The following is an 18,001-nucleotide window of genomic DNA, read 5'->3' on the forward strand; positions in this document are numbered from 1 at the left end:
TTTCTGGTGCGTACCGGGCTGAGAGGCGGTGTAAGTGAACTGTAGTTGCCATGTTTTACGGCAATGAGAGCAGAGATAGCGCTGATGTCCGGCAGTGCTTTTGCCGTTACGCACCACGCCTTCAGTAGCGGAGCAGGAAGGACATCTGATGGAAATGGAAGCCACGCAAGCACCTTAAAATCACCATCATACACTAAATCAGTAAGTTGGCAACATTACCTGATAATGGCATATACAGGAACTAAACTTGCAACGACAATCGCCACCAAAGAGAGTAAAAACAGATATATTACGCCTGCGATGACGGCATTTATCTTGTTGATATCCTTACTTAAGCCATACATACAAACTAATAATAACCCTATGGCGACATACATTGTTGGTGAATCATATTTGGTTGCCGTAATTTCGAGATACTTAGCTCCCCAGGCCAGTCCTGCGGTTGCCACCAAACCTAAAGCGGTAATGAGCCATATACCGTTTAATATCCTGGTCTCGTGCTGAAAATCTAATTTATTGCTGTTTTGTGAGTATGATTCCATTCTTTTAGTTGTCCTTAGAAAAAATATTAATATTCACCATCAATAAATTTAAACCCACGCATACAAAATACTTTTGTATTTATGGATACGGAAAACGCTTCCGCTCGGCCATAAGGCGTATTTTATACCTGGTACTTGTTAAGTGTCGTTTTTAGTAAGAAAAGAAATCCCGACACATGGCCGGGATATTGATGGTGAAAAAGAATTAACGGCGGTTGCCAAAAATTCGCAGCAACATCAGGAACAGGTTGATGAAGTCCAGATACAAGGTTAACGCGCCAAGAATGGAATATTTGCGCAGGTTCGACGTGTCGCGGGTATCAATCTGCTCACCCATATTTTTCAATTTCTGAGTGTCATACGCCGTCAATCCGACAAAGACAATCACGCCGATGTAGGTAACTGCCCACATCAATGCTTCGCTTTTCAGCCAGAAGTTGACCAGCGATGCCAGCACAATGCCGATTAACGCCATAAACAGCATATTGCCAAAGCCACTTAAATCGCGCTTCGTGGTGTAACCGTACAGGCTCATTGCGCCGAACATCCCGGCAGTAACGACGAAAGTACTGGCGATAGAAGCAGCGGTATAGACAATGAATATACTGGAAAGCGTAAGACCCGTCAGCGCCGAATAAAGCATAAAGAGCATCGTCGTTACACCTGCGCTCAGCTTTTGAATCATCGCTGATAACACAATAACCAATGCTAATTGCGCGATGATCAGACCGATTAAAAAGACACGGTTAGTGAACAACAGCTCCATCACGGCCGCGGAATTAGCCGCATACCAGGCAACAAATGCGGTCAGCAACAAGCCAACGGTCATCCAGCCATAGACTTGCGCCATATAAGTTTGCAAGCCAGCCCGGGGTTGTACGATTGAATCAGAACGTGGGAATCTGTCCATGACGATCTCCTGAAGATATAAGGAATATCTTAAGGATACTGCAAAATGATGAGGCTGTGCATCGACGCAGCGTAAACGCATGTACTGAGCGGTGAAATTGCCGGACGCAGCGGTGCCTTATCCGGCTAACAAAAAACTACCAGCGTTTTGCCGCCTGCTGATCGCTCTCCCGAGCTTCAACCCAGCGGTCGCCTTCCGGCGTGGCTTCGCGCTTCCAGAACGGTGCGCGGGTTTTGAGATAATCCATAATAAACTGCCCGGCTTCAAACGCACTGCTGCGATGCGCACTGGTGACACCGGCAAAAACGATTTCATCGCCCGGCCATAATTCCCCGATGCGGTGAATCACAGTGACGCGCCCCAGCGGCCAGCGGTTACGCGCTTCATCAACAATTTCTGCCAGTGCTTTTTCAGTCATTCCCGGATAGTGTTCGAGGGTTAATGCTTTGACGCTGTCGCCCAGGTTATGGTTGCGCACCTTACCAGTAAAGGTGACTACCGCACCGTCTTCGTCACGCTCCGCCAGCCACGGGTACTCTTCTCCTACGCTGAACGGCTGCGGACCAACAACAATTTTGGTTTCTGCCATCTTAACCTCCGGTTACCGGCGGGAAGAAAGCTACTTCGTCGCCGTCAGTCAGCGGATGGTCAAAACTCACCAGCGTCTGGTTGACGGCAGCCAGTAATTTGCCATCTTCCAGCGCCAGCGCCCAGCGATCGCTCTGCGCAGCCATGTGCTGGCGTAACGCTTCAACAGTTGGGAAATCCGCAGCCACTTCGGTTGCATCTGTTCCCACCAACTCGCGCACCTGCGCGAAAAAAAGAACTTTAATCATCCGCTTCCACCTTAAAGTCACCCGACTTGCCGCCGCTCTTCGCCAGCAAACGTACCGGACCAATCACCATATCTTTTTGCACCGCTTTGCACATGTCATAAATGGTCAGCGCCGCCACGGAGGCCGCGGTTAATGCTTCCATTTCGACACCGGTTTTCCCGGTCAGGCGGCATAAGGTTTCTATACGCACCCGATTGTGCTCCGGCTCGGCCTGTAAATTGACTTCAACTTTGCTGAGCATCAGCGGATGACAGAGCGGGATCAGATCCCAGGTGCGTTTTGCCGCCTGAATACCGGTAATACGCGCAGTGGCAAATACGTCGCCTTTGTGGTGGCGACCATCAATAATCATCGCCAGCGTCTCGCTGCGCATGGTGACAAAGGCTTCCGCCCGCGCTTCACGCACGGTTTCCGCTTTGGCGGAGACATCCACCATGTGCGCTTCGCCAGCGGCGTTGATATGGGTCAGTTGCGACATACTTATTTCTTCAAATGTGGATGGAAATTACACGGACGCGTACGGGCATCCAGCTGCGGCGCGATGATATTTTCCCATGCGGTACGGCACGCTTTGGTCGAACCCGGCATGGCGAAAATCAGCGTTTTGTTGGCGACGCCCGCAACCGCACGAGATTGCAACGTGGAAGTGCCAATCTCTTCAAACGACAACATCCGGAACACTTCACCAAAACCTTCAACTTCACGGTCGAACAACGGCAGCAATGCTTCGGGAGCCTGATCACCTTCCGTCAGGCCAGTACCACCCGTAATCAATACCACTTGTACATCGTCGCTGGCGATCCACGCAGATACCTGAGCGCGAATAGCGTAGCGGTTTTCTTTCACAATGGCTTTATCGACAACGTGATGGCCCGCTTCTTGCGCCGAATCGCGCAGATAGTGACCGGAGGTATCGTCTTCTTCACCGCGACGATTAGAAACCGTAAGAATAGCAATACGGGTCGGGATAAATTCAGTGCTTACCTGACTCATCTGATCTCTCCTTTTGACGTTTTAGCCGCCAATGTACGATAAGTTTTGCGTAATACCGGTGTTGTTTTGATGCAGGAAATGGGTCTGTTTCTTCTCCCGCAGCGCCGCTGAAATACGCGCTTCCAGCGCCTGTTGCTGGGTATCGTCTTCCAGCAGATCGCGCAGGTTAACGCCGCCTTCACCAAACAGGCAGAGATGGAGTTTACCAATGGAGGAAACGCGCAGGCGGTTGCAAGTGGCGCAGAAGTCTTTTTCATACGGCATGATAAGGCCAATCTCTCCGGCGTAATCTGGATGGCAAAAGACTTGCGCGGGACCGTCGCTGCGTTGACGTAATTGGTGGATCCAGCCGCGACGCAGTAGCTCGTCACGCAGAACCTGACCAGAGATGTGATGCTTACGGAAGAGCTCGCTGCCCTCGCCCGTTTCCATCAGTTCGATGAAACGCAGCTGGATAGGGCGATGCTGGATCCAGTTCAGAAAGGTGTCGAGCTGGTGATGATTAACATCACGCATCAGCACGGTATTGACTTTGACCTTCTCAAAACCGGCCTCAAATGCAGCATCAATCCCTGCCATGACCTGGTTGAATTTATCCTGCCCGGTAATAGCGTGAAACTGGCGGGCGTCCAGACTGTCGACACTGACGTTAATGCCAGTAAGTCCCGCATCGCGCCAGTTCGCCACATCGCGTTCCAGACGGTAACCATTGGTGGTGACCGCAATCTGGCGGATAGCGTCGTTTTCCCGCACAGCGGCGATGATATCGGTAAAGTCGCGGCGTAAAGACGGCTCACCTCCTGTCAGGCGCACTTTTTCGGTGCCCAGACTGGCGAAGGCGCGCGTAACCCGGCGAATTTCATCGACGGTAAGAAAGCCTTTATTGGTGACGCCGCTCGGTTTGTAGCCATCCGGCAGGCAGTAGGTGCAACGAAAGTTACACACATCGGTAATCGACAGGCGCAAGTAGTAAAACTTACGCGCAAATGCATCAGTCAGTTGTGAAGCCATGTACACCTTTCCAGATACGGGAGGCGAAGTCATTTCTTCCTTCGCCCTGGTGGCAATCTTTACGAGCATTGTCACGGCCAAAGCACCGTATCAGTTGACCCAGGTGCAGAGGCTAGAGTGTTTAGTGGTTAAGCCGATACTAGCGTGTAAATGAGATTTTTACCATCCACACTTTCGCTATGCAATCATGTATATAGCGTCATGATCGTGCTATTTCGCTACAGAATAAGGGAAAATGGCAGTTTTACTTTGATATACATCATCAGGGAGGCATAGCGTGCATCGTCCTTTAGAGGTAGAAGAAAATAGTTTGTATCCTCAATATTGGCAGGTTAATTGCTGTTTCCCCGCAATTTGCGCTACTGTAGCGCGGATAATCTGACTCCAGGAAACTATATGCGCAATCGTACGCTGGCTGATCTTGATCGTGTCGTTGCTCTCGGCGGAGGGCATGGACTGGGACGCGTTCTCTCATCACTTTCGTCTTTGGGTTCTCGTTTAACGGGTATCGTCACCACCACGGATAATGGTGGCTCGACGGGGCGTATTCGCCGTTCAGAAGGCGGCATTGCCTGGGGCGATATGCGCAACTGCCTCAACCAACTGATAACGGAACCGAGCGTCGCCTCCGCGATGTTTGAATACCGTTTTGGCGGCAATGGCGAACTTTCCGGGCACAACCTTGGAAACTTGATGTTAAAGGCGCTGGATCACCTTAGCGTGCGGCCTCTGGAAGCCATCAATTTAATTCGTAATCTGCTGAAAGTGGATACGCATTTGATTCCAATGTCAGAGCATCCCGTCGATCTGATGGCGATTGACGATCAGGGGCATGAAGTTTACGGCGAGGTCAATATCGACCAGTTAACTACGCCGATTCAAGAGTTATTATTAACGCCGAATGTACCCGCAACGCGTGAGGCAGTTCACGCTATCAATGAAGCGGATCTCATCATTATTGGGCCTGGCAGTTTTTATACCAGCCTGATGCCAATTCTGCTGCTGAAGGAAATCGCCCAGGCATTACGCCGCACGCCAGCGCCGATGGTTTATATCGGCAATCTGGGGCGTGAGTTGAGTTTACCTGCGGCTAATTTGAAGCTGGAAAGCAAGCTGGCAATTATGGAGCAGTATGTTGGTAAAAAAGTCATTGATGCGGTCATCGTCGGGCCAAAAGTGGATGTCTCGGCGGTGAAAGAGCGGATTGTGATCCAGGAGGTACTGGAGGCCAGCGATATTCCGTATCGTCATGACCGCCAGTTGTTACATAACGCGCTGGAAAAGGCGTTACAGGCTTTAGGTTAACGGAAATCCGAAGGAAAATTCCGGCTTCCTATTGAAGACAAAGTGCGCGTTGTTTATGCCGGATGCGGCGTGAACGCCTTATCCGGCCTACAAACCGCGCAAATTCAATATATTGCGGAGAAAATGTAGGCCTGATAAGCGTAGCGCATCAGGCTGTTTTCCGTTTGTCATCAGTCTTCTTCGCTATCCTGTTACGATGCGGCAATAAACAACTCACGCAACTGATGCAACTGGTCACGAATTTGTGCCGCTTCTTCGAACTCCAGATTCTGCGCGTGTTGCATCATCAGCCCTTCCAGTTCATGGATTTTCTGCTGCAACGCTTTCGGCGACATATCCATCGGCACATTATCCGGCTCAACAATCGGGCGCGATTTTCCTCTGCCCTTCGCTTTGGTTTTGGCAATGTTCTGCCCCAGCGCCAGGATATCGACCACTTTCTTGTTCAAGCCTTGCGGCGTAATGCCGTGTTCCTCGTTGTACTTCTGCTGTTTCTCACGGCGACGTTCGGTTTCGCCAATCGCTTTCGCCATTGATGGGGTGATCTTATCGCCGTAGAGAATCGCTTTACCGTTAACGTTACGTGCCGCACGACCAATGGTCTGGATCAACGAACGTTCGGAACGCAGGAAGCCTTCTTTGTCAGCGTCGAGGATCGCCACCAGCGACACTTCCGGCATATCCAGACCTTCGCGCAGTAAGTTGATCCCTACCAGCACGTCGAACTCACCCAGACGCAAGTCGCGGATAATCTCCATACGTTCGACGGTGTCGATATCTGAGTGAAGATAACGCACGCGCTCGCCATGTTCTTCGAGATATTCGGTAAGATCTTCCGCCATCCGCTTGGTCAGTGTGGTGACCAGTACGCGTTCGTTAATTGCCGCTCGCTGACGAATCTCCGAAAGAAGATCATCAACCTGTGTCGCCACCGGCCGCACTTCGATAATCGGGTCAAGCAATCCGGTTGGACGCACCACCTGATCCACCACATCGCCGCCGGATTTTTCCAGCTCGTAATTACCCGGCGTCGCCGAAACATAGATGGTTTGCGGCGCTAATGCTTCGAACTCTTCAAACTTAAGCGGACGGTTATCCAGCGCTGATGGCAGGCGGAAGCCGTACTCCACCAGTGTCTCTTTACGCGCCCGGTCACCGCGATACATGCCGCCAATTTGTGGAATGGTGACGTGAGATTCATCGACGACCAGCAGCCCATCGGCAGGCAGGTAATCAAACAGCGTCGGCGGTGGCTCACCCGGTCCACGACCGGAGAGGAAGCGCGAGTAGTTTTCAATCCCCGAACAGTAGCCCAGCTCGTTCATCATCTCCAGATCAAACTGGGTACGCTGGGTCAGCCGCTGCTCTTCCAGCAGTTTGTTGTTTTCCAACAGCACTTTGCGTCTGGCGGCCAGTTCTTCTTTGATCTCCTCCATCGCCTGTACGATGCGCTCGCGCGGTGTGACGTAGTGCGTTTTCGGGTAGATGGTAAAACGTGGAATAGTGGAAACAATCTGCCCGGTCAGCGGGTCAAATAACGACAATCGTTCCACTTCCTCGTCAAACAGTTCCACGCGAAGTGCAATGTCATCCGATTCTGCCGGGAAGATATCAATCACCTCGCCACGAACGCGGAAAGTACCACGCTGGAATGCTTGATCATTACGAGCGTATTGCAGCTCCGCCAGTCGGCGCAGAATCGCGCGCTGATCGATAATCATACCGACCGTGAGATGGAGCATCATCTTGAGATATAAATCAGGATCGCCCAGACCATAAATCGCGGAAACAGAGGCCACTACAACCACATCACGCCGCTCCAGCATCGCTTTGGTGGCGGATAAACGCATCTGCTCAATATGTTCGTTAACCGAGGCATCTTTCTCAATGAAAGTGTCGGAACTCGGTACATAGGCTTCCGGCTGATAGTAGTCGTAGTAGGAGACGAAATACTCCACCGCGTTTTCCGGGAAGAACTCTTTCATTTCGCCATACAGCTGGGCCGCCAGCGTTTTGTTGGGCGCAAGTACCATGGTTGGGCGCTGAAGGTCAGCAATGACATTGGCAATGGTGAAGGTTTTCCCTGAGCCAGTCACGCCAAGTAACGTCTGGTGCGCCAGGCCATCTTCCAGCCCCTCTTCGAGACGTCGAATCGCCTCTGGCTGATCGCCAGAAGGTTTAAAAGCGGAATTCAGTTTGAACGGTTTACTCATGAGTCGCTACCTGAAGGAGTTGGGCGGGCAGGTATGTAATTTTACTCGTCGTACTTAATTATGCCAACAAATTATACTGGATAAAAAAACAGTTCATCACCATAATATTTCTGATACAGCGTAAACTCCGCTGTCAATCATGAGCAAAATTTACTCTGTGGCGAGATAAAACTCCGGCCTTACCGGGTTATCCCCAAAGCAACGGCTTTTTTAACATTTGTCAAGATGAGTGATGACAGTTTTATGGCAAGAGATGCCTGTTCAGTGACTGCCATTGCATTTATCTAACCAGTTAAAAAATAAAAGATATTTCTTTGAGCCGTCTTTAACGCCAATTCGCGTGCAAGCCGCGTATTCTCTCGCTTGCCTCGTGTTTTCTAACTCTAATACACATGGTTATCCACAGGAATAGTGGATAACTGTCTCCAGCCCCTATCCCCCGCCGCCTGGGCAATTCCCACATTCGCCGCATGAGGCGGAAGTAAAATTTTTTTCGTGATTATTTTAGAATTTAATTGGTTAAATTGCAGTCAATCGAAGACGCGATCTCGCTCGCAATTTAACAAATACAGAATGGCTACAACAAGGCAAGGTTTATGTACTTTCCGGTTGCCGCATTTTCTGGATTTTCTGCAAGCCAGGGGATCTCTCCCAGCAGCGGCGCGGGAATCATGCGGGTGAGCGTGGTCATATATTCAGCGTGACGTTTTCCCGGAGGCGTAACATCGTTCGCCACCCAACCCGCCAGAGTCAGTCCGGCGTGTTGTATTGCCTGCGCAGTCAACATCGCGTGATTAATACAGCCGAGTTTCACACCAACTACCAGTATCACCGGCAGTTGTTCCTGTGTTACCCAATCTGCAAAAGTGAAAGTGTCAGAAAGCGGCGTAAACCAGCCGCCAGCACCTTCCACTAACACCCAGTCAGCCTGTTGTTCAAGCGCGCGTAATCCGGCGCTCATTACCAATGATTCTATCGGCCTGCCCTCTTGCGCGCTGATGATGTGCGGCGAAGTGGGTTCTGCGAAGGTGTAAGGATTTACTGTTGCGTAATCCAGCTGCAGGCTGCTGTTGTGCTGTAACGCCAGCGCGTCACTATTACGTAAGCCTTCCGGGGTCTTTTCGCTGCCAGAGGCGACCGGTTTATAACCTGCCGTCCGATAACCTACTGCCTTCGCGGCTTGTAAAAGTGCACAACTGGCGACGGTTTTCCCCACTTCGGTATCCGTTCCGGTGACAAAATAACGTTTACTCACGAGCAATCACTCCCAAAAAAAGATGATACGTCAGAGGATATCGCCCCTGTTGTTGCGGCCAGGCCAGTTGCAATCGCTGCAATTGCGAACGCGTTAATATTCGCGGGTCGCGCCCTTCATGAAGATGCGTAGCACCGATGCCTTTCAGCGAACGCATGGCACTGAGCGCATCATCAAACCATAGTGTGATGGGCTGAATATGATGTTGATAATGCACGCCGTTCAGCGACTGTTCGATTTCATCTGGCGGTAAAAAGCGATTAGCATGCGGACGCTCGTCCACCGCCTGCCACGCCTGATGCAGTTCGGGTAACGATCCCTGCACCAGCGTGGTAAACGCCACCACGCCTCCGGGGCGCACCACCCGATACAGCTCGCGGAGTGCCGTGGATAAATTACCGCACCACTGCACCGCGAGATTGCTCCATGCAAGATCGAACGTCGCAGTCGCTAACGGCAGGGATTCGATATCTCCCGCCAGATAATGGTCTGCAGCATCTTTCTGGCGGGCTTGCACAAGCATTGGCGGTGAGAGATCTAACGCCGTCACCTGTGCGTGACGCTCTCGCCAGTGGCGGCTCATCCAGCCTGGCCCACACCCCGCGTCCAGTACGTGGGTGTATTTACGCTGTGGGAGCATTGCCAGTAAGACGTCAGCACTCCGGCGCTGTAACTCTGCGTGTTGCTCATAGTGCGCGGCTGCCCGACCAAATGCCGCTGCAATGGCTTGTTTATTAACCGTTGCCATGCAGCACCTCCAGCAGACGGTCGATATCCTGCATTTCATGCGCTGCGGTTAGCGTTAAGCGCAGTCGCGCAGTACCAGCGGGTACGGTTGGCGGGCGAATCGCCGTGACCCAGCAGCCTTGCTGGCGCAGTTTTTCTGCCAGTTGTAACGCACGGCTGTTATCACCGACGATCAATGGCTGGATGGCGCTGCATGAATCAGCAAGCGTAAACGGCAAATCCTGTACTCCGGCACGAAAACGCGCAATGAGTGACACCAGTTTTTCGCGCCGTGCATCCCCCTCATCACGGCGAATGACCGCCAGCGACGCACGTAATGCCTGCGCCTGAGCGGGCGGCATACTGGTGTTGTAGATAAGGTGGCGGGCGAATTGCAGCAGATAATCCGCCACCGTACTGGAGCAAAGCACCGCTGCCCCGCTGACGCCAAATCCTTTGCCAAAAGTCACCACCAGCAATTCTGGTTTTACCTTTTGCAGCCAGCAGCTGCCGCGCCCCTGCTCCCCGATAACGCCCGTGCCGTGGGCATCATCGACCATCAACCAGCCATTGTGCTGTTGCGTTACCTGCTGGATTTCCGCCAGTGGCGCACTATCGCCGTCCATGCTGAACACGCCTTCTGTCACCACCAGTTGCTGCCCCGGACAGGGGGAAGCAAGCAGTCGCGCCAGATGAGTGACATCGTTATGAACAAAACGGCGAAGCTGCGACGGGCTTAAACTGGCAGCCTCCAGCAATGAGGCATGGCTAAGCCGGTCAGCGACAATGCGGTCCTCTTTTGCCATCATCGCGGCAATGACCGCCTGATTAGCGGCAAAACCAGAGATAAATAGCAGTGCCCGCGAATAGCCCAGCCACTCGGCCAGTTCTTCTTCCAGCGCCTGATGCGCAACGCTATAACCGCTGACGTGACCGGAACCGCCGCTACCGACGCCAAATTGCTCCGCACCCTGCTGCCAGGCACGGATAATTTGCGGATGATGGCTTAAACCTAAATAATCGTTACTGGAAAAGTTCAGATACTGGCGATCATCCGCCACCAGCCAGCGTCCGGCTCCTTGCGCCACTGGATAACGGCGACGCAGGGCATCGGCAGCACGCCGCGCATCGAGCGCCGCGTTGATTTTCTCCTGCCAGCTCATAGTGCTGCCGCGTTGTAATATTCGTCAGTATCCGGGGTCATCAGCGCCTGTTCAAGACGTTGCTGTTGTTCGTTATCCCCTGCCAGCACGGCAGTTTGCTGCGGATTTAGCCCCAGTTTGCGGAACAGTTGCAGGTCTTTATCTTCTTCCGGATTCGGCGTGGTCAGCAGTTTGCAACCGTAGAAAATCGAGTTTGCGCCTGCCATAAAGCACATCGCCTGAGTCTGTTCGTTCATCTGCTCGCGTCCGGCAGAAAGGCGCACGTAAGAGGTCGGCATCATGATCCGCGCGACCGCAATGGTGCGAATAAAATCAAAGGCATCAACGTCATCGTTATCGGCAAGCGGCGTGCCTTTCACCTTCACCAGCATGTTGATTGGCACGCTTTCCGGCGGCGTCGGCAGGTTTGCCAGTTGCAGCAATAATCCGGCGCGATCTTTTACCGTTTCGCCTAAGCCCACAATGCCGCCAGAACAGACTTTGATCCCGGCATCGCGCACTTTTTCCAGCGTATCGAGGCGTTCCTGATAAGTGCGGGTGGTGATGATATTGCCGTAAAACTCCGGCGAGGTGTCGAGGTTGTGGTTGTAGTAATCCAGCCCGGCGTTCGCGAGGCGCTGCGCCTGAGATTCACTCAACGTGCCCAGCGTCATACACGCCTCCAGCCCTAAATCTTTTACCCCCTGCACCATCTGCTCCAGGTACGGCATATCGCGTTCGTTGGGATTCTTCCACGCCGCGCCCATGCAAAAACGCGTCGATCCCGCCGCTTTCGCTTTGCGCGCCGACTCCAGCACCTGTTCAACTTCCATCAACCGCTCGGCTTCCAGACCGGTTTTATAGCGCGAGCTTTGCGGGCAATATTTGCAATCTTCCGGGCAAGCACCGGTTTTAATCGACAGCAACGTGCTGACCTGCACCTGACGAGGATCGAAATGCTGGCGATGCACCTGCTGCGCTTCAAACAGCAGATCCAGCAACGGTTTTTCAAATAATTCTGCGACTTGCGACAATGTCCAGCGTGGGCGGTGAGCCATGGGGCTTCTCCAAAACGTGTTTTTTGTTGTTAATTCGGTGTAGACTTGTAAACCTAAATCTTTTCAATTTGGTTTACAAGTCGATTATGACAAAGGACGATCTTGCCTTTGACCAACGCCATATCTGGCACCCATACACATCCATGACCTCCCCGCTGCCGGTTTATCCGGTGGTGAGCGCCGAAGGTTGCGAGCTGATTTTGTCTGACGGCAGACGCCTGATTGACGGTATGTCGTCCTGGTGGGCGGCGATCCACGGCTACAATCACCCGCAGCTTAATGCGGCGATGAAGTCGCAAATTGATGCCATGTCGCATGTGATGTTTGGCGGTATCACCCATGCGCCAGCCATTGAGCTGTGCCGCAAACTGGTGGCGATGACGCCGCAACCACTGGAATGCGTTTTTCTCGCGGACTCCGGTTCCGTAGCGGTGGAAGTGGCGATGAAAATGGCGTTGCAGTACTGGCAAGCCAAAGGCGAAGTGCGCCAGCGTTTTCTGACCTTCCGCAATGGTTATCATGGCGATACCTTTGGCGCGATGTCGGTGTGCGATCCGGACAACTCAATGCACAACCTGTGGAAAGGCTATCTGCCAGAAAACCTGTTTGCTCCCGCCCCGCAAAGCCGCATGGATGGTGAATGGGATGAACGCGATATGGTTGGCTTTGCCCGCCTGATGGCGGCGCATCGTCATGAAATCGCGGCGGTGATCATTGAACCGATTGTCCAGGGCGCAGGCGGGATGCGCATGTACCATCCGGAATGGTTAAAACGAATCCGCAAAATGTGCGATCGCGAAGGTATCTTGCTGATTGCCGACGAGATCGCCACCGGATTTGGTCGTACCGGCAAACTGTTTGCCTGTGAATATGCAGAAATCGCGCCGGACATTTTGTGCCTCGGTAAAGCCTTAACCGGCGGCACAATGACCCTTTCCGCCACACTCACCACGCGCGAGGTTGCAGAAACCATCAGTAACGGCGAAGCCGGCTGCTTTATGCACGGGCCAACTTTTATGGGCAATCCGCTGGCCTGCGCGGCTGCAAACGCCAGCCTGGCGATTCTCGAATCTGGCGACTGGCAGCAACAGGTGGCGGCTATTGAAGTACAGCTGCGCGAGCAACTTGCCCCCGCCCGTGATGCCGAAATGGTTGCCGATGTGCGCGTGCTGGGGGCAATCGGCGTAGTCGAAACAACTCGTCCGGTGAATATGGCGGCGCTGCAAAAATTCTTTGTCGAACAGGGGGTATGGATCCGGCCTTTTGGCAAACTGATTTACCTGATGCCGCCCTATATTATTCTCCCGCAACAGTTGCAGCGTCTGACCGCAGCGGTTAACCGTGCGGTGCAGGATGAAACATTTTTTTGCCAATAACGGGAAGTCAGCGTGTGGGTTTCTGGCTACACTTTCTGCAAACTAGAAAGGAGGGTTCATGAAACTCATCAGTAATGATCTGCGCGATGGCGATAAGCTGCCGCATCGTCATGTCTTTAACGGCATGGGTTACGATGGCGATAATATTTCACCGCATCTGGCGTGGGATGATGTTCCTGCGGGAACGAAAAGTTTTGTTGTCACCTGCTACGACCCGGATGCGCCAACCGGCTCCGGCTGGTGGCACTGGGTAGTTGTTAATTTACCCGCTGATACCCGCGTATTACCGCAAGGGTTTGGCTCTGGTCTGGTAGCAATGCCAGACGGCGTTTTGCAGACGCGTACCGATTTTGGTAAAACCGGATACGATGGCGCAGCGCCGCCGAAAGGCGAAACCCATCGCTACATTTTTACCGTTCACGCGCTGGATGTAGAGCATATTGATGTCGATGAAGGAGCCAGCGGCGCGATGGTCGGGTTTAACGTTCATTTCCACTCTCTGGCAAGCGCATCGATTACCGCGATGTTTAGTTAATCACTCTGCCAGATGGCGCAATGCTATCTGGTATCACTTAAAGGTATTAAAAACAACTTTTTGTCTTTTTACCTTCCCGTTTCGCTCAAGTTAGTATAAAAAAGCAGGCTTCAACGGATTCATTTTTCTATTTCATAGCCCGGAGCAACCTGTGAACACATTTTCAGTTTCCCGTCTGGCGCTGGCATTGGCTTTTAGCGTGACGCTGACCGCCTGTAGCTCAACACCACCCGATCAACGTCCTTCTGATCAAACTGCGCCTGGTACCTCTTCTCGCCCGATTCTGTCGGCAAAAGAAGCGCAGAATTTCGATGCTCAACACTATTTTGCATCCCTGACACCAGGTGCTGCAGCGTGGAATCCTTCCCCGATTACCCTGCCTGCGCAACCTGACTTTGTTGTCGGCCCGGCGGGCACTCAAGGTGTAACGCATACCACGATTCAGGCGGCGGTAGATGCGGCAATTATCAAGCGTACCAACAAGCGCCAGTATATTGCCGTGATGCCTGGTGAGTATCAGGGAACGGTGTATGTCCCTGCTGCTCCGGGTGGAATTACTCTGTACGGTACAGGTGAAAAACCGATTGATGTGAAGATTGGGCTTTCCCTTGATGGGGGCATGAGCCCTGCCGACTGGCGTCACGACGTCAACCCGCGCGGCAAATATATGCCAGGTAAACCAGCGTGGTATATGTACGATAGCTGCCAGAGCAAACGCAGCGACAGTATCGGTGTTCTCTGCTCTGCGGTCTTCTGGTCACAAAACAATGGCCTGCAACTGCAAAACCTGACCATCGAAAACACGCTGGGCGATAGCGTAGATGCAGGTAACCATCCGGCGGTGGCACTGCGTACTGATGGTGACCAGGTACAGATTAACAACGTTAACATTCTCGGTCGTCAGAACACCTTCTTTGTCACCAACAGCGGTGTGCAGAACCGTCTGGAAACGAATCGTCAGCCGCGTACGCTGGTGACCAACAGCTACATTGAAGGGGATGTGGATATCGTTTCTGGTCGCGGCGCAGTGGTGTTCGATAACACCGAATTCCGCGTGGTGAACTCACGTACTCAGCAAGAAGCGTATGTGTTTGCACCGGCTACGCTGTCCAACATTTACTACGGTTTCCTCGCCGTAAACAGCCGTTTCAATGCTTTCGGTGATGGTGTGGCGCAACTGGGCCGCTCGCTGGATGTTGATGCCAATACCAACGGTCAGGTGGTGATCCGTGATAGCGCCATCAACGAAGGTTTTAACACGGCTAAACCGTGGGCCGATGCGGTGATCTCTAATCGTCCGTTTGCGGGTAATACCGGCAGCGTAGATGATAACGACGAAATACAGCGCAATCTGAATGACACTAACTACAACCGCATGTGGGAATACAATAACCGCGGCGTGGGTAGTAAAGTGGTTGCAGAGGCGAAGAAGTAAGAGCAATTAACTATTTGCCGGATGCGGCGTAAACGCCTTATCCGGCCTACGGTTCGATGCGATTTGTAGGTCGGATAAGATGCGCAAGCATCGCATCCGACAATAAGTGCCGAATGCGACCTACATTCACATGGCGCTTTTTACATCTGACGGTTTTTATTGAAGTTAATCAAACTACCCGCCTTGATAATCTCGCGCTCTTCAGCAGTCAGACTTTCCATATAGAGCGTAATTTCCGTTACCGGCGCATCTTCATGGATCACATAACCTTTAAACGTCGTACCCGGATTATCCAGCGCCGCTTTAATGCCAGGGATGTAAATGTAATCCCCCACTTCAAAGGTTGGCACTTCCGCCATCTGCAGCGGTAACATCCCCCAGTTGATGACGTTAGAACGGTAGCGTTTAGTCGCGTACTCTTCGGCAATATTCGCCAGACCGCCAATCACACGCTGGCAGCTCGCCGCCTGTTCACGCGCAGAACCATCGCCTGGTTTCACCGCATATACCATGCTGCCAATTTCAGTTTGCAGCGGATCAATATGCTCCTGACCAGCAATCTGCTTAATGCGCGCAAACACCTCTGTCAGCTCGCTGACATTCCCCGCCAGACGCTGATTTTCCAGCTCAGCAGTCGCTTTACTTCTGCCAACATAACCGGGATCGCGGCGTGACAGGGTAAACTCCGCCAGACCAATCGGATTTGAACGATAAGAAGAGGTTTCACCGGAAGGAATCAGTTCGTCGGTGGTGGTCACTTCGTCGAGGATCTTCGAGCACACTTTCAGGACGATATTGTCAGTCAGCGCACCCAATTCCGGCCAGTCTTTAATGTTCGGTCCGTAAATCAGCGGTTGCTGAGTTGCCCCTTTCACAAAGCCCTGATAAACACGGTTTTTATACGGCGTTACATCGAAGGCGTACTCCGGCACGTTGTCCCAGCAATCAAGTTCGCTGGCAGAGGTTAAATAGCCACCGTTTGCCGCAGTCGCAGCGATAGAACGAGCGTCCATCAACGCCACCGCTGACATCTGCCCATTAGCTGGCTTAGAGCCTTCGCGGTTCGGGAAGTTACGCGTGGTGTGGCGAATACTTAATCCGTTGTTGATTGGCGTATCGCCCGCGCCAAAGCATGGGCCGCAGAACGCGGTTCTGATGATTGCGCCTGCGCCAATCAAATCTGCTACCACACCTTTTTTGGCTAAATCCATAAACACCGGCTGTGATGACGGGTAAACCGCCAGCGAGAAGGTGTCATTGCCACAGGATTGACCGCGCAGTGCATTCGCCGCCGCGATGACGTTTTCGTAGTTACCGCCAGAACAGCCCGCGATAATCCCCTGCTGCACTTTCAGGCGACCATTTTCCACTTTATCCAGCAGCGAGAGTTTGGCTTTACCGTGCGCCACGCGTTCGGACTCAATTTCAATCTCACGCAGAATGTCGGTCAGGTTCTGGTTCAGTGTGTCGATTTCATACACGTTGCTCGGGTGGAACGGCAGCGCAATCATTGGTTTGATGGCGCTTAAATCAACGCTGATGCAGCCATCGTAGTACGCCATCGGTTGAGGGTTAAGCTGGCAGTAATCCTGGCCGCGACCGTGCAGCGCCAGCCAGTTATGCACTTCTTCATCAGTTTGCCAGACGGAGCTTAAACAGGTGGTTTCCGTGGTCATCACGTCAACGCTGTTACGGAAATCGGTAGAGAGCGCGCTAACGCCCGGTCCAACGAACTCCATGACTTTGTTTTTGACGTAACCGTTTTTGAACACCGCGCCAATGATAGCCAGCGCCACATCCTGTGGCCCCACATACGGCGCAGGTTTTCCGGTCAGATGCACCGCAACCACGCCCGGATAGTCGATATCCCAGGTGTCATTAAGCAGCTGTTTTACCAACTCACCGCCGCCCTCACCGACTGCCATTGTCCCTAATGCACCGTAACGGGTGTGGCTGTCTGACCCGAGGATCATTTTGCCCCCGCCTGCCATCATCTCACGCATATATTGATGGATGATCGCAATATGCGGAGGCACAAAAATACCGCCATAACGCTGAGCTGCCGATAAACCAAAAACATGGTCATCACCGTTAATGGTGCCGCCGACTGCGCAGAGTGAGTTATGGCAGTTGGTCAGCACATACGGCAGCGGGAAACGTTCCATTCCGGACGCTTTAGCGGTCTGTACAATACCAACAAAGGTAATATCGTGAGAGGCTAATGAATCAAACTTAATTTTAAGTTTATCCATATTTCCGGACGTATTATGAGAAGAGAGAATAGACCAGGCAATAGTGCCTTTTTTGGCTTCTTCTTTTTTAATTTCGCCGGTGAAATGTTCTTCGGCAATTATTTCGTTATTACTGGCGAGAAACACGCCTTTTTCAGGTAATGACTCCAACTTACTGATAGTGTTTTATGTTCAGATAATGCCCGATGACCTTGTCATGCAGCTCCACCGATTTTGAGAACGACAGTGACTTCCGTCCCAGCCTTGCCAGATGTTGTCTCAGATTCAGATTATGTCGCTCAATGCGCTGAGTGTAACGCTTGCTGATAACGTGCAGCTTTCCCTTCAGGCGTGATTCATACAGCGGCCAGCCATCCGTCATCCATACCACGACCTCAAAGGCCGACAGCAGGCTCAGAAGACGCTCCAGTGT

The 18,001-nt window shown here is 52.3% G+C and carries 18 protein-coding genes, 1 pseudogene and 1 riboswitch; of the genes and pseudogenes, 4 read left to right on the forward strand and 15 right to left on the reverse strand.

Features of this window, described 5'->3' with window-relative positions:
* From BHE85_RS24300 to moaA, 8 genes and pseudogenes are all read right to left on the reverse strand, one after another.
* Window positions 1-165 (reverse strand): IS1 family transposase (locus BHE85_RS24300; RefSeq protein WP_047664789.1); only part of this gene is annotated, 165 nt, incomplete at its 3' end.
* 56 nt (window positions 166-221) lie between these two features.
* Window positions 222-542, reverse strand: a pseudogene (locus BHE85_RS24305) (Bax inhibitor 1 family protein); the annotation flags it as partial.
* 205 nt (window positions 543-747) lie between these two features.
* A complete protein-coding gene (locus tag BHE85_RS24310; RefSeq protein ID WP_000373624.1) occupies window positions 748-1,452 on the reverse strand; it encodes a Bax inhibitor-1/YccA family protein in 705 nt (234 codons plus the stop codon).
* A gap of 136 nt (window positions 1,453-1,588) precedes the next feature.
* Window positions 1,589-2,041, reverse strand: a complete 453-nt coding sequence (gene moaE / locus BHE85_RS24315; protein WP_000852281.1) for a molybdopterin synthase catalytic subunit MoaE — start codon at window positions 2,039-2,041, stop codon at window positions 1,589-1,591.
* Between the two features lies 1 nt (window position 2,042).
* Entirely contained in the window at window positions 2,043-2,288 is a 246-nt protein-coding gene (gene moaD, locus BHE85_RS24320; RefSeq protein WP_000598619.1) for a molybdopterin synthase sulfur carrier subunit, read from the reverse strand.
* Window positions 2,281-2,766, reverse strand: a complete 486-nt coding sequence (gene moaC / locus BHE85_RS24325) for a cyclic pyranopterin monophosphate synthase MoaC (protein ID WP_039064017.1) — start codon at window positions 2,764-2,766, stop codon at window positions 2,281-2,283. The genes moaD and moaC overlap by 8 nt, the downstream gene beginning before the upstream one ends.
* A gap of 2 nt (window positions 2,767-2,768) precedes the next feature.
* Window positions 2,769-3,281 (reverse strand): molybdenum cofactor biosynthesis protein B, encoded by a 513-nt coding sequence (moaB, locus tag BHE85_RS24330; RefSeq protein ID WP_000084639.1) that lies wholly within the window; start codon window positions 3,279-3,281, stop codon window positions 2,769-2,771.
* 21 nt (window positions 3,282-3,302) lie between these two features.
* Window positions 3,303-4,292: a GTP 3',8-cyclase MoaA gene (moaA, locus tag BHE85_RS24335; RefSeq protein WP_001295301.1), complete on the reverse strand. Its 990-nt coding sequence runs from the start codon at window positions 4,290-4,292 to the stop codon at window positions 3,303-3,305.
* A riboswitch (molybdenum cofactor riboswitch) is annotated at window positions 4,280-4,424 on the reverse strand. Its footprint overlaps the gene before it by 13 nt.
* Before the next feature lie 264 nt (window positions 4,425-4,688).
* Between moaA and yvcK the strand changes: the two genes are divergently transcribed.
* A complete protein-coding gene (yvcK, locus tag BHE85_RS24340; RefSeq protein ID WP_001295302.1) occupies window positions 4,689-5,597 on the forward strand; it encodes a uridine diphosphate-N-acetylglucosamine-binding protein YvcK in 909 nt (302 codons plus the stop codon).
* Window positions 5,598-5,788: 191 nt separating this feature from the next.
* Here the strand turns inward: yvcK and uvrB are convergent, their stop codons facing one another.
* The 5 genes from uvrB to bioB form a co-directional block, all read right to left on the reverse strand.
* Window positions 5,789-7,810, reverse strand: coding sequence for an excinuclease ABC subunit UvrB (uvrB, locus tag BHE85_RS24345; RefSeq protein ID WP_000042533.1), 2,022 nt, complete (start codon window positions 7,808-7,810; stop codon window positions 5,789-5,791).
* Between the two features lie 577 nt (window positions 7,811-8,387).
* Window positions 8,388-9,065, reverse strand: coding sequence for a dethiobiotin synthase (gene bioD / locus BHE85_RS24350; protein ID WP_000044868.1), 678 nt, complete (start codon window positions 9,063-9,065; stop codon window positions 8,388-8,390).
* Entirely contained in the window at window positions 9,058-9,813 is a 756-nt protein-coding gene (bioC, locus tag BHE85_RS24355; RefSeq protein ID WP_000246800.1) for a malonyl-ACP O-methyltransferase BioC, read from the reverse strand. Before bioC ends, bioD begins: the two co-directional genes overlap by 8 nt.
* Window positions 9,800-10,954 carry an 8-amino-7-oxononanoate synthase gene (gene bioF / locus BHE85_RS24360; RefSeq protein ID WP_000118842.1) on the reverse strand — a complete coding sequence of 385 codons (1,155 nt, stop codon included), beginning with the start codon at window positions 10,952-10,954 and terminating at the stop codon, window positions 9,800-9,802. Before bioF ends, bioC begins: the two co-directional genes overlap by 14 nt.
* Window positions 10,951-11,991 (reverse strand): biotin synthase BioB, encoded by a 1,041-nt coding sequence (bioB, locus tag BHE85_RS24365; RefSeq protein ID WP_000951205.1) that lies wholly within the window; start codon window positions 11,989-11,991, stop codon window positions 10,951-10,953. The genes bioF and bioB overlap by 4 nt, the downstream gene beginning before the upstream one ends.
* A gap of 86 nt (window positions 11,992-12,077) precedes the next feature.
* On the opposite strand from bioB, the gene bioA reads away from it, so the two are divergent.
* From bioA to BHE85_RS24380, 3 genes are all read left to right on the forward strand, one after another.
* Window positions 12,078-13,367 carry an adenosylmethionine--8-amino-7-oxononanoate transaminase gene (gene bioA / locus BHE85_RS24370; protein WP_011379130.1) on the forward strand — a complete coding sequence of 430 codons (1,290 nt, stop codon included), beginning with the start codon at window positions 12,078-12,080 and terminating at the stop codon, window positions 13,365-13,367.
* Between the two features lie 58 nt (window positions 13,368-13,425).
* A complete protein-coding gene (locus BHE85_RS24375; RefSeq protein WP_000767390.1) occupies window positions 13,426-13,902 on the forward strand; it encodes a kinase inhibitor in 477 nt (158 codons plus the stop codon).
* A 151-nt stretch (window positions 13,903-14,053) separates the two neighbouring features.
* Window positions 14,054-15,337 carry a putative acyl-CoA thioester hydrolase gene (locus BHE85_RS24380; protein ID WP_001091598.1) on the forward strand — a complete coding sequence of 428 codons (1,284 nt, stop codon included), beginning with the start codon at window positions 14,054-14,056 and terminating at the stop codon, window positions 15,335-15,337.
* Between the two features lie 140 nt (window positions 15,338-15,477).
* Here BHE85_RS24380 and BHE85_RS24385 read toward each other — a convergent pair whose 3' ends face one another.
* Entirely contained in the window at window positions 15,478-17,739 is a 2,262-nt protein-coding gene (locus tag BHE85_RS24385; protein WP_000444994.1) for a hydratase, read from the reverse strand.
* Between the two features lies 1 nt (window position 17,740).
* Window positions 17,741-18,001, reverse strand: a 261-nt coding sequence (locus BHE85_RS24390; protein ID WP_000317683.1) for an IS1 family transposase, incomplete at its 5' end; no start/stop codon positions are given.

This window comes from Shigella sp. FC1567, assembly GCF_001743015.1.
In the GTDB taxonomy this organism is placed as follows: Bacteria; Pseudomonadota; Gammaproteobacteria; order Enterobacterales; family Enterobacteriaceae; genus Escherichia; species Escherichia coli.

What these genes read in the sequence shown, in the direction of transcription:
- BHE85_RS24310 (WP_000373624.1), bottom strand. Translation starts at nt 1,452, where the DNA reads ATGGACAGATTCCCACGTTCTGATTCAATCGTACAACCCCGGGCTGGC.
- moaE (WP_000852281.1), bottom strand. Translation starts at nt 2,041, where the DNA reads ATGGCAGAAACCAAAATTGTTGTTGGTCCGCAGCCGTTCAGCGTAGGA.
- moaD (WP_000598619.1), bottom strand. Translation starts at nt 2,288, where the DNA reads ATGATTAAAGTTCTTTTTTTCGCGCAGGTGCGCGAGTTGGTGGGAACA.
- moaC (WP_039064017.1), bottom strand. Translation starts at nt 2,766, where the DNA reads ATGTCGCAACTGACCCATATCAACGCCGCTGGCGAAGCGCACATGGTG.
- moaB (WP_000084639.1), bottom strand. Translation starts at nt 3,281, where the DNA reads ATGAGTCAGGTAAGCACTGAATTTATCCCGACCCGTATTGCTATTCTT.
- moaA (WP_001295301.1), bottom strand. Translation starts at nt 4,292, where the DNA reads ATGGCTTCACAACTGACTGATGCATTTGCGCGTAAGTTTTACTACTTG.
- yvcK (WP_001295302.1), top strand. Translation starts at nt 4,689, where the DNA reads ATGCGCAATCGTACGCTGGCTGATCTTGATCGTGTCGTTGCTCTCGGC.
- uvrB (WP_000042533.1), bottom strand. Translation starts at nt 7,810, where the DNA reads ATGAGTAAACCGTTCAAACTGAATTCCGCTTTTAAACCTTCTGGCGAT.
- bioC (WP_000246800.1), bottom strand. Translation starts at nt 9,813, where the DNA reads ATGGCAACGGTTAATAAACAAGCCATTGCAGCGGCATTTGGTCGGGCA.
- bioF (WP_000118842.1), bottom strand. Translation starts at nt 10,954, where the DNA reads ATGAGCTGGCAGGAGAAAATCAACGCGGCGCTCGATGCGCGGCGTGCT.
- bioB (WP_000951205.1), bottom strand. Translation starts at nt 11,991, where the DNA reads ATGGCTCACCGCCCACGCTGGACATTGTCGCAAGTCGCAGAATTATTT.
- bioA (WP_011379130.1), top strand. Translation starts at nt 12,078, where the DNA reads ATGACAAAGGACGATCTTGCCTTTGACCAACGCCATATCTGGCACCCA.
- BHE85_RS24375 (WP_000767390.1), top strand. Translation starts at nt 13,426, where the DNA reads ATGAAACTCATCAGTAATGATCTGCGCGATGGCGATAAGCTGCCGCAT.